16 protein-coding genes are annotated in these 14,058 nt (G+C 46.1%); 14 read left to right on the forward strand and 2 right to left on the reverse strand.

Translation table 11 applies throughout. The annotated features are described in order from the left end of the window. Both ACX5KA_RS01035 and ACX5KA_RS01040 read left to right on the forward strand, forming a co-directional pair. Positions 1–585: a hypothetical protein gene (locus ACX5KA_RS01035; RefSeq protein WP_039216771.1), complete on the forward strand. Its 585-nt coding sequence runs from the start codon at positions 1–3 to the stop codon at positions 583–585. After that, on the forward strand, positions 582–1,922 hold the full coding sequence (locus ACX5KA_RS01040; RefSeq protein ID WP_014948857.1) for a sigma 54-interacting transcriptional regulator: 1,341 nt from the start codon (positions 582–584) through the stop codon (positions 1,920–1,922). The genes ACX5KA_RS01035 and ACX5KA_RS01040 overlap by 4 nt, the downstream gene beginning before the upstream one ends. 86 nt (positions 1,923–2,008) lie before the next feature. Here the strand turns inward: ACX5KA_RS01040 and ACX5KA_RS01045 are convergent, their stop codons facing one another. After that, positions 2,009–2,494: a GAF domain-containing protein gene (locus tag ACX5KA_RS01045; protein WP_039227292.1), complete on the reverse strand. Its 486-nt coding sequence runs from the start codon at positions 2,492–2,494 to the stop codon at positions 2,009–2,011. A 124-nt stretch (positions 2,495–2,618) separates the two neighbouring features. Beyond that, entirely contained in the window at positions 2,619–3,470 is an 852-nt protein-coding gene (locus ACX5KA_RS01050; protein WP_458730240.1) for a DUF72 domain-containing protein, read from the reverse strand. Positions 3,471–3,717: 247 nt separating this feature from the next. Here ACX5KA_RS01050 and aspS point away from each other — a divergent pair, with 247 nt between their 5' ends. From aspS to ybgF, 12 genes are all read left to right on the forward strand, one after another. Further along, positions 3,718–5,478, forward strand: a complete 1,761-nt coding sequence (gene aspS / locus ACX5KA_RS01055) for an aspartate--tRNA ligase (protein WP_014948860.1) — start codon at positions 3,718–3,720, stop codon at positions 5,476–5,478. Between the two features lie 3 nt (positions 5,479–5,481). Then, entirely contained in the window at positions 5,482–5,736 is a 255-nt protein-coding gene (locus ACX5KA_RS01060; protein WP_458730241.1) for an NUDIX domain-containing protein, read from the forward strand. Continuing rightward, positions 5,736–6,254, forward strand: coding sequence for a crossover junction endodeoxyribonuclease RuvC (ruvC, locus tag ACX5KA_RS01065; RefSeq protein WP_039216777.1), 519 nt, complete (start codon positions 5,736–5,738; stop codon positions 6,252–6,254). Before ACX5KA_RS01060 ends, ruvC begins: the two co-directional genes overlap by 1 nt. Positions 6,255–6,290: 36 nt before the next feature. After that, positions 6,291–6,911, forward strand: coding sequence for a Holliday junction branch migration protein RuvA (gene ruvA, locus ACX5KA_RS01070; RefSeq protein WP_014948863.1), 621 nt, complete (start codon positions 6,291–6,293; stop codon positions 6,909–6,911). A gap of 68 nt (positions 6,912–6,979) precedes the next feature. Continuing rightward, on the forward strand, positions 6,980–7,984 hold the full coding sequence (gene ruvB / locus ACX5KA_RS01075; protein ID WP_039216778.1) for a Holliday junction branch migration DNA helicase RuvB: 1,005 nt from the start codon (positions 6,980–6,982) through the stop codon (positions 7,982–7,984). A gap of 586 nt (positions 7,985–8,570) precedes the next feature. Continuing rightward, complete coding sequence (gene ybgC, locus ACX5KA_RS01080) at positions 8,571–8,969, forward strand: tol-pal system-associated acyl-CoA thioesterase (RefSeq protein WP_014948865.1); 399 nt, start codon at positions 8,571–8,573, stop codon at positions 8,967–8,969. Next, complete coding sequence (tolQ, locus tag ACX5KA_RS01085; protein ID WP_014948866.1) at positions 8,959–9,648, forward strand: protein TolQ; 690 nt, start codon at positions 8,959–8,961, stop codon at positions 9,646–9,648. The genes ybgC and tolQ overlap by 11 nt, the downstream gene beginning before the upstream one ends. Positions 9,649–9,677: 29 nt before the next feature. Further along, complete coding sequence (gene tolR / locus ACX5KA_RS01090) at positions 9,678–10,097, forward strand: protein TolR (RefSeq protein ID WP_458730242.1); 420 nt, start codon at positions 9,678–9,680, stop codon at positions 10,095–10,097. A gap of 7 nt (positions 10,098–10,104) precedes the next feature. Beyond that, positions 10,105–10,956 carry a cell envelope integrity protein TolA gene (gene tolA, locus ACX5KA_RS01095; protein WP_458730243.1) on the forward strand — a complete coding sequence of 284 codons (852 nt, stop codon included), beginning with the start codon at positions 10,105–10,107 and terminating at the stop codon, positions 10,954–10,956. A gap of 4 nt (positions 10,957–10,960) precedes the next feature. After that, the gene (gene tolB, locus ACX5KA_RS01100) at positions 10,961–12,316 is read left to right on the forward strand and encodes a Tol-Pal system beta propeller repeat protein TolB (protein WP_014948869.1); all 1,356 of its coding nucleotides are present in this window, start codon (positions 10,961–10,963) and stop codon (positions 12,314–12,316) included. 40 nt (positions 12,317–12,356) lie between these two features. Then, positions 12,357–12,923: a peptidoglycan-associated lipoprotein Pal gene (pal, locus tag ACX5KA_RS01105; RefSeq protein WP_014948870.1), complete on the forward strand. Its 567-nt coding sequence runs from the start codon at positions 12,357–12,359 to the stop codon at positions 12,921–12,923. After that, on the forward strand, positions 12,923–13,717 hold the full coding sequence (ybgF, locus tag ACX5KA_RS01110) for a tol-pal system protein YbgF (protein WP_014948871.1): 795 nt from the start codon (positions 12,923–12,925) through the stop codon (positions 13,715–13,717). Before pal ends, ybgF begins: the two co-directional genes overlap by 1 nt. Positions 13,718–14,058 lie beyond the last annotated feature (341 nt).

Genomic DNA, 14,058 nt, shown 5'->3' on the forward strand with positions numbered 1-14,058 from the left:
ATGAGAAAAAGTGGTTTAATTGTCGCCTTACTGGTACTGACAGGATGTCAGAGTTTAACCAGAAATAACGACAACGCAGGTGAGCCAGAAAAGGTGACGCCTGTAGCTAAAATAGAACGTGGCCTTTGTTTATTTGCCGAGCCTCCACAGGGGGTTGAGCACAATTGCGATGCAACCTATTGGCTTAACGCGTGGATTGACGCGGCCAACCAACCTTGGTTAAAACGCAAGCAGAGTTTAGAAGCGCTAGGAGATTCAGCGTTCGATACGCTTCATGCCTACCTACTGACGCTTCCCACGGATACCCCTTATCAAGATAGATTGCGCGCTCAGCTCGCGCTGGATGATATTGCGGGCACTTTTACCCCAACAGCTCAGGAAGTGATTAATGTGATTGCCGCATCGCACAACAATCAAATAATGCAGTTAGAGTCTGCCATGGTGGTGTTGGAGCAAGAAAATACCTCTCGTGGAGAGAAATTAAAAGCGCTTGAAAAAGAAGCCTTTAACTTGCGCAAAAAATTAGAAGAATTGTTGCAAATTGAAGCAACACTGATGGATAAAAACAGGAGTACACAACAGTGAGCGAAAAGGCGAGTAGTAACCCTAACTTATTGTTGGTTGATGATGATAAGAGCTTATTGCGCTTATTAACCATTCGTCTGGAAGGCGAAGGTTATGAGGTGACCGCAGTGGAAGACGGTCAATCAGCGTTAAGAAAGCTTCAAAATGACAACTACGATGTAGTATTGAGTGACTTGCGTATGCCGGGCTTAGATGGTCTGAGTTTGTTTGAAGAAATTATGGGAATTAGAAAAGATATTCCGGTAATTCTCATGACGGCTCACGGCACCATAGCTGATGCGGTAGCAGCCACTCAGCGTGGCGTATTTGGTTTTTTGCCTAAACCTGTCGATCACGATGAATTACGCGCGCTGTTGCAAAAAGCACTTAGCCAGTCTCAAGCTGCACAGCCGGGCGATTGGGCAAAGGACATCATTACCCGTTCTCCAGAAATGCTAAATGTACTAGACCAGGCGTTCCGCATAGCTCAGCGTGAAGTATCTGTGCTTATTAGCGGCGCAAGTGGAACGGGTAAAGAACTGCTTGCTAACGCCATTCATAAAGCCAGTAACCGCAGCGACAAGCCATTTGTGGCGATTAACTGTGGAGCATTGCCTGAAAACTTACTTGAGTCAGAGCTATTCGGTCATGCAAAAGGCGCGTTCACTGGCGCAGTAGCGGCACACCCCGGTTTATTTAGAGAAGCTGACGGTGGTACGCTATTTTTAGATGAAATTGGCGATATGCCAATGACGCTTCAAGTTAAACTATTGCGTGCTCTACAAGAACGACAAATTCGCCCTGTAGGAAGCAGTAAGCACGTAGACATTGATGTGCGTATCATTTCTGCGACGCACAAAGATTTGCATAAAGAAATGGAAGAAGGCACCTTCCGCGAAGACTTGTATTACCGACTAAATGTAGTCAATCTCAAGCTTCCTTCGCTGAAATCGCGTAGCGAGGACATCCCTTTACTTGCGCGATCATTACTACAACAAAGTGCGCAGCGTCATGGCGTAAACGTAAGTCAGTTCTCAGATGACGCAATGCAGCAGTTAGTGACCTCATCTTGGCCAGGTAACGTACGCCAGCTAGTGAACGTGGTTGAACAGTGTGTGGCGTTAACACAAACGCCGGTTATTCCGCTTCATTTGGTCGAGCAGGCTCTTTCAGCAACCAAGCAAAGCTGGCCTACGCTCACAGAAGCGCGCGATGCCTTTGAGCAACAATACCTTCACAAGCTTCTTAAAATGACCGACGGCAACGTAACGCGCGCGGCAGAGCTTGCTGGTAGAAATAGAACTGATATGCACAAGCTTATGAAAAAGCACGAGCTAGACGCAGCTGATTTCAGATAGACATAGTCGAGCTTAGAGAGTTATTAAACGCATCACTTTTTAGTGATGCGTTTTTGTTTTGCGATACGAAAAGCGTAGGGCTGGAGTTATGCTGGAAGGTGCTCTGAAAAAATAATGGTTTCAACTGTGCGGGCGTGGTTTTTTAAGCTTTCTATCTCAACATCTAAAAAGTCACGTGGTTCATCAAACAGTAGGCATAACGTACCCAATTCATAGCCATCTTTGTTGCGCAAGATAGCACCTGCGTAAGCTCTTATGAAAGGGCTGCCAGTAACCAGCGGGTTATTAGCGAATAGCTTATCGGCTTTAGCGTCGGGAACAATCAAGTATTCTTCTTCGGCTATCGCGTAGGTGCAAAACGAGATATTACGCGGTGTTTCGGTAGCATCCATACACTGGCGGGACTTAAACCATTGGCGATCTTCTGCAACAAGGCTTACTAAGCAGGTTTTAGCATTAAACTCTTCTTGTACGGTTTTGGTGAGCTCGTCAAGTTGTTCGCTTGGGGAAGTATCTAAAATATCTAGCGATTCAAGCGCAGCAATACGCGCTTTCTCATATTCATGGTTCATTGAGGCTATTTCACGGTAAATAATGGTGTAGTACCAAAATAGATAAGAGCAGTAGTTTACCGCTGAATTAGAAAAACGCTATCTATTAAAAAATATTGATAGGCTCAATGTCAGTTGCTCGTCATCAAAACAGTGAATTCTGCTCTGGTTGAGTTTTAATAGACAGGTTATTTAGCGCAAGTGATGAAGTAGTGTTGTTATACAAATCGATAAACTGCTGCGCTAACCAGGGAGCATCTTTGTTGTCGGGGCGGTGGCAAAAAAAGTACACGTCTTTTCCTTCACTTTGCCAAATTTTCACTTTTTTCACCCAAGGTAACAAACAGCGTTGGTTGTCATCGTCTACATCGTTACCGACAAAACGCACAATGGGAGTATGGCCTGTAGCGATAACGTTTACTGGTACACGGGGCTTTTTCTCTCGCACCTCCTCTAGCATTGCACGTCTACTTGTTCCCCCTGCGTCTAAAGAGCCAGTGAAAAGCGCTCGGGTGTCCATAATGATTCTATTCGCACCGTGGCGGATCAAAAGTTGGTTAAGCGCCTTTTCTTCATCCCCCTTTGCAAAAAACGTCAAGTGGCGCACCTCAACCGCTACGTTTAATTCTTGTGGTAACGCTGCTAAAAAGGTATCCAAAATGGATAGCTTTTCTGGCCCGAAAGAAGCGGGCAGTTGCAGCATCATGACTCCTAGCTTTTCTTTTAACGGGCTTAGTAAAGCAAGCTGTTGGGCAACCTCTTCATCACAATGCTGTAATTGATGTACATGCGTAATGTTTTGGTGAAACTTGAAAGTAAACCTGAAGTGGTCGGGTGTTGAATCGCACCATCTCGCTACAGCGTCTTGGTGGGGAAGAGAGTAAAATGTGGTATTCCCTTCAACCGTATTACACTCCTTGGCATACAGCGACAATCCATTATCAGATTTGGGATAATTAGCAAACCACGTGCTTGGCCAATGGCTGTGTTGCCACATTGGTAATCCAATATAGAGATTTCCTTGTGATATGGCTGATTTGTGCATATTTGTCATTGGGCTTTATCAAGCATTTGTTTATACTATGCGGCCTTTAAATCATTACATTATGCATGTTGTGGGCGGGCCAGCTAATTGGCCAGCAAGTTTACGCGATTTTTGGCAAAGTCTTAAGCCCAAAAGTAAGCGGTTTTGAACGCCAATTCACTGCATGCGAAGCAAGAAAAAACATCAGGGGTCAAGGACCATGCGCACAGATTACTGTGGGAATATCGATTCATCATACATTGGACAAGAAGTTACCCTTTGCGGGTGGGTTAATAAGCGTCGCGATTTGGGCGGTGTAATTTTCATCGACTTACGCGACCGCGAAGGTATCGTACAAGTGGTGTTCGACCCAGATTTACCAGACGTGCTATCGGTTGCTAACACGTTGCGTAGCGAATTCTGCGTTAAGCTAACGGGTAAAGTGCGTGCGCGCCCTGAAGGTCAAGTAAATAAAGACATGCGCACTGGTGAGATTGAGATCCTAGGCACAGGCCTCGAAGTGATCAACAAATCTGACGTGCTTCCACTAGACTGGAACCAAGAAAACTCAGAAGAACAGCGCCTTCGCTATCGTTATCTAGATCTTCGCCGTCCTGTAATGAGCCAGCGTTTACAATTCCGTGCAAAAGTAACCGGTGCTGTACGTCGCTTCCTAGAAGAAGAAGGTTTCCTTGATATTGAAACCCCTATTCTTACTAAGGCAACGCCAGAAGGTGCACGTGACTACCTAGTGCCAAGCCGCACGCACAAAGGTGAGTTCTTTGCACTTCCGCAATCGCCACAGCTTTTTAAACAGCTTCTGATGATGTCGGGCATGGACCGTTACTATCAAATTGTTAAGTGCTTCCGCGACGAAGACTTACGTGCCGACCGTCAGCCAGAGTTTACCCAAATCGATATTGAGACCACGTTCTTAGATGCCGATGGCGTAATGTCTATTACCGAGCGCATGATCCGCGACTTGTTCAACAAAATGCTAAACGTTGACCTTGGCGACTTCCCGCGCATGACGTACAAAGAAGCCATGACGCGCTTTGGTAGCGATAAGCCAGACCTACGTAACCCGCTAGAGTTAACAGACGTTGCAGACTTGCTTGCTAACGTTGACTTTAAAGTATTCAGCGGCCCGGCGAACGACCCTAAAGGTCGCGTAGCAGCTATTCGCGTACCGGGTGGGGCGTCGCTTTCGCGTAAGCAAATAGACGAATACACTAAATTTGTAGGTATTTACGGCGCGAAAGGCCTAGCTTGGATTAAAGTTAACGATGCTGGTGCTGGTCTTGAAGGTCTACAGTCGCCCATCCTTAAATTCCTAACCGAAGATATCACTAACGCCATGCTAGAGCGCACTGGCGCACAAAGTGGCGATATTCTATTGTTCGGTGCAGACAGCTACACTGTGGTTACCGAAGCGATGGGCGCACTTCGTCTTAAGCTTGGTGAAGACTTTGAGCTTCTTGAAGGCGAGTGGAAGCCACTTTGGGTTGTTGACTTCCCAATGTTCGAAGAGTTTGACGGTCAGCTTCACGCTATTCACCACCCGTTTACCGCGCCACGTGGTTTAACGCCAGAAGAACTTAAAGCTAACCCAGCTGAAGCCTTATCTGACGCTTACGATATGGTATTGAACGGTGTTGAATTAGGCGGTGGTTCTGTACGTATTCACAATGAAGACATGCAGTCTACGGTATTCAACATTCTTGGCATTGACGATGAAGAAGCGAAGAACAAGTTTGGCTTCTTGCTTGACGCACTGCGCTTTGGTGCGCCGCCGCATGCAGGTCTTGCGTTTGGTCTAGACCGTCTGGTAATGCTTATGACTGGCGCGACGTCTATTCGTGATGTTATGGCATTCCCTAAAACAACCACAGCGGCATGTCCATTAACATCGGCGCCTAGCCCTGCAAATCCACAGCAGCTTGAAGAGCTAGCTATTGCAACGGTGAAAAAGCAATCGTAATTTATGGCGTATAAGAAGCCTGAATCTGCACTGGTAGTGTTGTATGACCAACACTACCGAGTGCTGCTTTTGCAACGACAAGATGACCCCACCTTTTGGCAGTCGGTAACCGGCGCGTTAGAAGAGGGGGAGTTACCCTTAGAAACAGCATATCGTGAAGTGTGTGAAGAAATTGGCATCGATGCCAAAGCGCTAGCGCGTTTATGGTCTCCCTCTAATAAAGAAGCGGTATCTTTGTTTGTACCGAGTGTGCCTTAATGGTTATACTGGGTATAGATCCAGGTTCTCGGATCACAGGCTACGGTTTAATTGCACGCAAGCAAGGTAAACTGGTGTATTTAGCAAGCGGATGCATTCGCGTTGGAACGGCAGATTTGCCTTCTCGTCTTGCTAATATTTTTACCGGGGTTGGCGATATTATTCGTCAATATAAACCCGACCAATTTGCTATTGAGCAAGTATTTATGGCGAAAAACCCTGATTCAGCGTTAAAGCTTGGTCAGGCCAGAGGTGCCGCCATTGTGGCAGCCACCCAAGCGCAACTTCCTGTTGCTGAATACAGCGCAAGGCAAATTAAGCAGTCGGTAGTTGGAAAAGGTGGCGCAGATAAAACGCAAGTTCAGCACATGGTAAAACACCTGCTTAGCTTAAGCGGCACGCCACAGGCCGATGCTGCCGATGCATTAGCCGTTGCCTTGTGTCATGCACACACCGAACAGAGCCTGATAAACATGGCAGGGCAAGCCCGAAAAACCGTTCGTGGTCGTTTGCGCTAGTACTGCTTAAAGCTCACGCTTTTACAGAGATAATTCATGATTGGACGAATTCGCGGTACGTTGGCTGAGAAACAGCCTCCAGAAATTCTTGTAGATGTAGCCGGTGTTGGCTACGAAATTCACATGCCTATGACCAGTTTCTACCAGCTTCCCGCGGTGGGTGAAGAAGTGGTGGTGTACACACATTTTGTGGTTCGTGAAGACGCCCAATTGCTGTTTGGTTTTGCTGATAAAATGGAAAGAGGGCTTTTCCGAGAATTGATCAAAGCCAATGGTGTAGGCCCAAAGTTAGGCCTTGCTATTTTATCTGGAATGTCGGCAAGCCAGTTCTTGGCAAGTGTACAAAATGAAGATGTTTCTGCACTCGTCAGCTTACCGGGTATAGGTAAGAAAACCGCAGAGCGTTTAGTGGTAGAGCTTAAAGACCGCCTAGCAAAATTTGGCAAGGCGCAGAGTATTGCTGTACCACCTCCAAGTGGCGACTTGCTATCCACCAACACTATTGTTGCTGTAAACGACGCTCGGGAAGAAGCACAAAGCGCGCTTATTGCACTGGGCTATAAACCTGCTCAAGCGAGCAAGCTAGTTGACAGCGTATATAAAGAGGGCATGGAAAGTGAAGCCCTTATTCGCGAATCATTAAAAGCGGCCATATAATGGCGCTCAACGAAGACAGCGGTTCTTAGTCTGCCTGTCTTCACGTCACCGTTTAAAGTAGAACTATCATGATTGAAGCCGACAGACTGATTACGCCTGAAGCCAGCACCGAAGACGAGGTCATCGACCGCGCCATTCGCCCTAAAATGCTGGAAGACTATACGGGGCAGCCTCACGTATGTGAGCAAATGGAAATTTTTATTCAAGCTGCGCGTAATCGCGACGATGCGCTAGACCATCTACTTATTTTCGGTCCGCCAGGACTGGGTAAAACCACGCTTGCGAACATTGTGGCAAATGAAATGGGCGTAAACATTAAAACCACGTCAGGCCCTGTGCTTGAGAAAGCTGGCGACTTGGCTGCACTGCTTACCAACCTTGAGCGCAATGATGTATTGTTCATAGACGAAATACATCGCTTAAGTCCAGTGGTAGAGGAAATTCTTTATCCTGCCATGGAAGACTATCAGCTTGATATTATGATAGGCGAGGGGCCTGCCGCCCGTTCAATTAAGCTAGACCTTCCTCCTTTTACACTGGTAGGCGCTACCACCCGCGCAGGCTCGCTAACGTCGCCATTACGCGACCGTTTCGGTATTGTTCAACGCCTTGAGTTTTACAACGTAAAAGACCTCACCAGTATTGTGGCAAGAAGCGCGAGCTATCTGAATTTAGACATGAACGAGGAAGGTGCGCAAGAAGTGGCACGTCGCTCGCGGGGCACGCCGCGTATCGCCAACCGTTTGTTACGCCGTGTTCGGGATTATGCTGAAATTAAATCTGACGGCACGGTGGGCGCCGACGTTGCGGCCAAAGCTTTAGATATGCTTGATGTAGACAAAGAAGGCTTTGACTACATGGACCGCAAATTGCTTACTGCTATTATCGAAAAGTTTGATGGTGGGCCAGTAGGCTTAGACAATTTGGCAGCAGCCATTGGTGAAGAGAAAGAAACCATAGAAGACGTGATTGAACCCTTCCTTATTCAACAGGGCTTTTTACAGCGCACGCCTCGAGGCCGTATTGTGTCTCAGCGAGCCTATCTTCACTTTGGCTTCGCTCCGTCTGAATAATCTACCGTCCCTTTGTAAGAAGCAACAGATTCGTTTTAAAGGCCTAGCTGGATTGCTGGGCTTTTTTTGGTAACACCGAGAATACAGAAGCCGTTTCAAACGCTACAAGTAAATGCTCGTATGGGGGGAGCTGTCATTCCAGAGCATTGAAAGTGGATGGCGAATTATCGCATAGCCCAAGTTAAGCATGGGCCGCCAATATTTTGTTTTGTACAGATGCTAAATTACAGGCAAAAAAAAGCCCGCTCATTGAGCGGGCTAAAACAACAAGTGTTGAAGGAAATAAATCCAGGGAACTCATGTCTAACAGGAGAATAACTCTTGCATGACCGTGCTAAGCACCATCACGCTCTGTACGACTGATGCTGTGCATTATAGGGAGTGCCGAAAAAACTACAATTGAGTAAAATTGTTGTTTTGGATTAGAATAACTAATGTGTTAACTAGGTGTTTAATATTGGTTTACTTTTGATTAAATGTTAGCTTTGGTGGGGGTTGTAGAGAGGTTTTGCTCTGCACTTTATCGCGCTAATTAGTTAGTTTATCTTCAGTTTGGATTATTAATTTTTTTGGTAAAGGAATAGTTATGCATTTACATCAGGTAAGAGTGTATTACGAAGATACCGACGCAGGCGGTATCGTCTATTATGCGAATTACCTAAAGTTTATGGAGCGAGCCCGTACAGAGTGGCTTCGCGAGCTAGGCTTTGAACAAGATACACTGATGGAACAATCCATCGCTTTCGTCGTCAAACACGTTGAAATGCATAACTATGCGCCTGCGCGGTTTAATCAACTGTTGAGTATTGAGACTCGCGTTGTAGAATTGAAAGGCGCTAGTATGACGTTTCAACAAATTATTAAAAATGAACAAGGCGTTACATTGGTATCGGGAGATATCAAGGTTGCCTGCGTCGATTTGGCAGTTATGAAGCCAAAAAGATTACCACGTACTTTGTTAGGGGAAATTTCGCGTGTCATCTGATCTCACTTTTATTGGCTTGTTTTTACAAGCGAGTTTTATTGTTCAACTAGTTATGCTCTTGTTATTAAGCGTGTCGATAGCCTCGTGGACATTTATTTTCCAACGCAGCAAGGCCTTGTCGGCGGCACGCAACGAAATGCGTCAGTTTGAAGATAAGTTCTGGTCAGGCGCTGACCTTAACCGTCTTTATCAAGAGCTTTCAGCTAGAACTAACCTTACTGGTATGGGCAGCATCTTTTGCTCAGGCTTTAAAGAGTTTGTTCGTCTGCGCAAATCTAACACCGCTACCAACGGTATCGTCGACGGTACATACCGTGCTATGCGCGTTTCTATGTCTCGTCAAGTTGAAGAATTAGAAAGTCGTTTACCCTTTTTAGCAACAGCAGGCTCAATCAGTCCTTACATTGGCCTATTCGGTACTGTGTGGGGGATCATGAACGCCTTCATCGCACTAGGTGAAGTGCAACAAGCCACCCTTGCGATGGTAGCGCCCGGTATTGCAGAAGCACTAATTGCAACTGCTATCGGCCTATTTGCTGCCATCCCAGCCGTAATTGCATACAACCGCTTCAGCCATCAGGTTGAGAAGCTAGAAAATAGCTACGGCAACTTCATGGAAGAGTTCTCTGCAATCCTTCATCGCCAAGCCGTTGCTGCGCAAGCACAACAACAAGCCTAAGCGTTTACATTCCAAACGGAGGACTTGTTATGTATGTAAGAAAACGCCGCAGGCCGGTATCAGAGATAAACGTAGTGCCCTACATCGACGTGATGTTGGTGTTGCTTATTATCTTTATGGTAACGGCGCCGCTTATTTCTCAAGGGGTAAAGGTAGATTTGCCTAAAGCAAGTGCCAACCCGATAGAACAAGACGATACACCACCGATTATTGCGTCAGTGGATGTTAAAGGTCGCTACTTCCTTAATGTAGGCGAAGACCAGGAATCGCCAATTAGCGAAGAAGAGCTTGGCGCTATTGTAAAAGCACAATTGACCAAAGAGCCCAATACGCCCGTAGTGGTAAAAGGCGATGGACAAGTAGCGTATAACGAAGTGATACAGCTAATGGTGTTATTACAACAGGCGGGTGTGCCTTCGGTAGGGTTAATGACGGATCCGGTTGAGTAATATAGATATGTCGAAACCCGAAGTGTCGAGAAGCACGTCACGCGCAAACAGTGATACGAAGACTAAACAGGCCAGTAGTTTAAGCCCAGAACAAGTAGGCTTGTATAAGTCCATTGGTTTGCATCTTTTTATTGCTGCGCTGTTGCTAATTAGCGTCAGTTTCTCTCCTGACCCGTTGCCAAGTATGCCGTCGAATGCGCCTGTGATAGAAGCGACGTTTATTGATGCGCAAGCGATTGCGGATCAAAAAAGGGAGCAGGCACAAGCTGAAGCTCAAGCAAGAGCCGAAGAGCAAGAAAGGCAAAGAAAAGCAGAAGCCGCGGCAGAGAAAAAACGCCAGCAGCAGCTAGCAGCCAAGCGTGCGAAAGAGAAGCGTGAAGCAGAAGCGGCTGAAGCGAAACGTCAGAAAGACTTGGAGCGCTTAGCGGCGCAGAAGGAACAAGAGCGTAAGGAGCGCGAAGCAAAAGCGAAAGCTGAGGCTGAGCGAAAGAAAAAAGAAGCAGCTGAACGCGCTGAAATGGAAAGGATCATGCAAGAGCAGCTTGCAAAAGAACAAGCTGCTCAGCAAGAACGTAGGCGAAAACAGGTACTTACTGAAGTAGAGCGTTATACCGCGCTTATTCAGCAAACCATAAAGCGCAATTTGTATTCGGACGACAGCTATCAAGGCAAAACCTGTCGATTGAATATTCGGTTAGCAACGACAGGGTTTGTTACGAGTATTCGTGTACTCGGCGGCAATGATGCGCTGTGTAGAGCGGCAGAAAGCGCGGTTCGCAGGGCCGAAAAGTTACCGGTATCTGATGCGCCAGACGTTTACGAGCAGTTAAAAGACATTACTTTAAAAGTGGAATTATAGTGGTATGAAAAAACTAGGTTTATGGATAGCGCTTATTACGATGGCATTCAGTGCCAAAGTGTTTGCATCCTTAGAAATTGTGATAACCGAGGGCGTAGATAGTGCACGTCCAATCGGGGTTGTGCCATTTAAATGGAAAGGTCAGGGCAGTATGCCTGGCGATATTTCTAAAGTGGTGATGGCCGACTTAATGCGTAGTGGTAAGTTTAATCCGGTATCTGTCGACAAAATGCCACAGTACCCAGAGACAGCGGAACAAGTGTCTTTCACTGCATGGGCAACCTTAGGTGTGGACACGGTTTTAGTAGGAAGTATTGAGCCACAAGGAGGCGACCGTTACCTTGTATCCTATGAGTTGATTGATGTACTTAAAGGGCAAGTTGACAATGGGCAAGCTAAAGTACTCAAAGACGGCAATTTGGTATCGAGTAATGATCACGTACTAGCCGCCCGTCAGGCAGTGATCAACGGCCGAGATTTTCGCCAGTATGCGCATCGAATTAGCGACATTGTGTATGAAAAATTGACCGGTGTTCGCGGTGCATTTTTAACGAAAATTGCTTACGTCATTGTTCGCGACCGTGACACGGTAGAAAAACCTTACCAATTAGTCATTGCAGACTACGATGGTGAGAACGAAACGCGCTTGTTGTCTTCGCCAGAGCCGCTTATGTCGCCAGTGTGGTCGCCTGATGGCGAGAAGCTTGCCTACGTTAGTTTTGAAAATCGTAGACCGCAAATATTCATTCAGAATATCTACACCAGCGAGCGTACGCGCATTACTGATTTCCCTGGAATAAATAGTAGCCCGGTGTTTTCACCAGATGGCAAGCAACTTGCAATGGTTTTATCGAAAGATGGAAACCCTGAACTCTATGTGATGGACTTAGCGACAAAAAATCTTCGCCGAGTAACACGAAATAGAGCGATTGATACGGAGCCCGCGTGGCTACCAGACGGCAGTGGGTTAATATTTAGCTCGGAACGGGGTGGTAAACCCCAGATATATAGCGTAAATTTAAATTCTGGGAAAGTAAGGCGAGTTACCTTTGTAGGTGAACAGAACCTTGGCGGTACGATTTCCCCAGACGGCAAGCAAATGATTATGGTAAACCAAACTAATGGGAACTATCACATTGCGAAGCAGTCCTTGGATGGTGGATCACCTCAAGTACTGACACGGACGTACTTAGATGAATCACCAAGCGTAGCGCCGAATGGAAGCATGATTATATACAGCACCCTTCACGAGGGAACCCAAGTGTTGTCACTGGTTTCTTTAGATGGGCGTTTTAAAGCTAGGTTACCAGCAGCCAATGGGCAAGTTAAATCGCCAAGTTGGTCACCATTTTTGTTCTAACAATTTAACGACTAAACAATAAAATTTAAGGATTAGTAGGATGCAAATGAATAAAGTGATGAAGAGCTTCATTATCGCATTGCCAGTAGTGACAATGATGGCATGTTCTTCAGGCCCTAGCGAAGAAGAATTGGCAGCAGAGCGTAACCGCCTTGCACAAGAACAAGCGGCTGCAGAAGCGGAAGCACGTGAAGCAGAAGCACAGCGCGTTAAAGCAGAAGCTGCACAGCGTATGAAGCGTCAGGAAGAAATGGTTCAGCAAGAAATGGAAGCGCTGAAAAACGAACAAACCGTTTACTTTGACTTTGACCGCTCAAGCATCAAGCCAGAGTTCCAGCGTATTCTAGACAAGCACGCGGCGTTCTTGGTGAAAAACCCAAGCACTAAAGTGACTATTGAAGGTCACACTGACAGCCGTGGTACGCCTGAGTACAACATCGCGCTAGGCGAACGTCGTGCACAGTCTGTTGAAACTTACCTACTTAATGCTGGCGTAAGCAGCAGCCAAGTAACAGTAGTTTCATACGGCGAAGAAAAACCAGCAGTGATGGGTTCTACTGAGTATGCATTTGCTCAAAACCGTCGCGGAGTGGTTGTTTACCGCTAATGACTATTCTAACGAATAAGACATTAAAAATGGGCGTCACTTTATGTGCCGCCCTTGCTGTTTCTACCGCATTTGCGCAAGCGCCTGTGGTAGACGCCAATGGCGGCAGTGAATTAGAGCAGCGTATTGTTGTACTAGAGCGTATTGTTAAGAGCCGAACCGAAATGCAACACAGGCTTCAAACGCAGCTAGACAATATGCAAATGGAAGTCGACCAGCTGCGTGGTGCGGTTGAAGTTAATACCAATGAACTTCAAAAAGTACTTGAGCGTCAACGTGAGCTTTATCTTGAAATAGATAAACGCGTGGAGGCACTTAAGCAAAGCGGCGCGCTACAAGGTAGTGCCATGCCTAGTGCAGGTGTTGATTCGGGCTCTGTGAGCTCTCCAACAGCATCTACACCAACGCAAGCACCGCAAGCAGGTGAAGATGAAGCCTACGAAAATGCGGTGAATTTGATCCTTAAGTCTCGTGAGTACGATAAAGCCATTCCTGCGTTTCAATCGTTCATTTCACGCTTTCCCAACAGTGGTTACGCACCAAATGCGCACTATTGGTTAGGGCAACTGTTGTTTAATAAGCAGCAGTGGAGCGAAGCAAGTGAACAATTTAATATTGTAGCTAATCGCTTTACCGATTCTTCCAAGCGTCCTGATGCCTTATTAAAACTAGGTGTCATTGCTGAGCGAACGGGAGACAGTTCAACAGCGCGTCAGCTGTTCCAACAAGTTGTAAATGATTACCCTGATTCTTCGGCAAAACGCCTCGCTGAATCTCGGTTAAATAACTTGTAATGAACAAAGCCTCTTTTAAAGAGGCTTTTTTATGAGTTAGAGAAAAGTTTTTTTCAAAAAATTCCATTTAGAGTGCATAAAACTTCTGCACCAAATTTCACTGTATTTCGTAGAAACCTGACTAAACTCAATTAGTACTGGTATAAATACTCAGCGATTTGTTTTCATTTTGACCGTTTAGTCGTAATTTGACAGAAAAATGAAAATAAAAGGACGTTATGGGTTGCGTCGAATAAAAATCTGAGTATTATATGCCGCCGTTGCCAAGACACAGGCAACAACAGGAAAGAAAGGGTCGTTAGCTCAGTTGGTAGAGCAGTTGACTTTTAATCAATTGGTCG

The sequence above is a fragment of the Alteromonas alvinellae genome, from assembly GCF_902705805.1.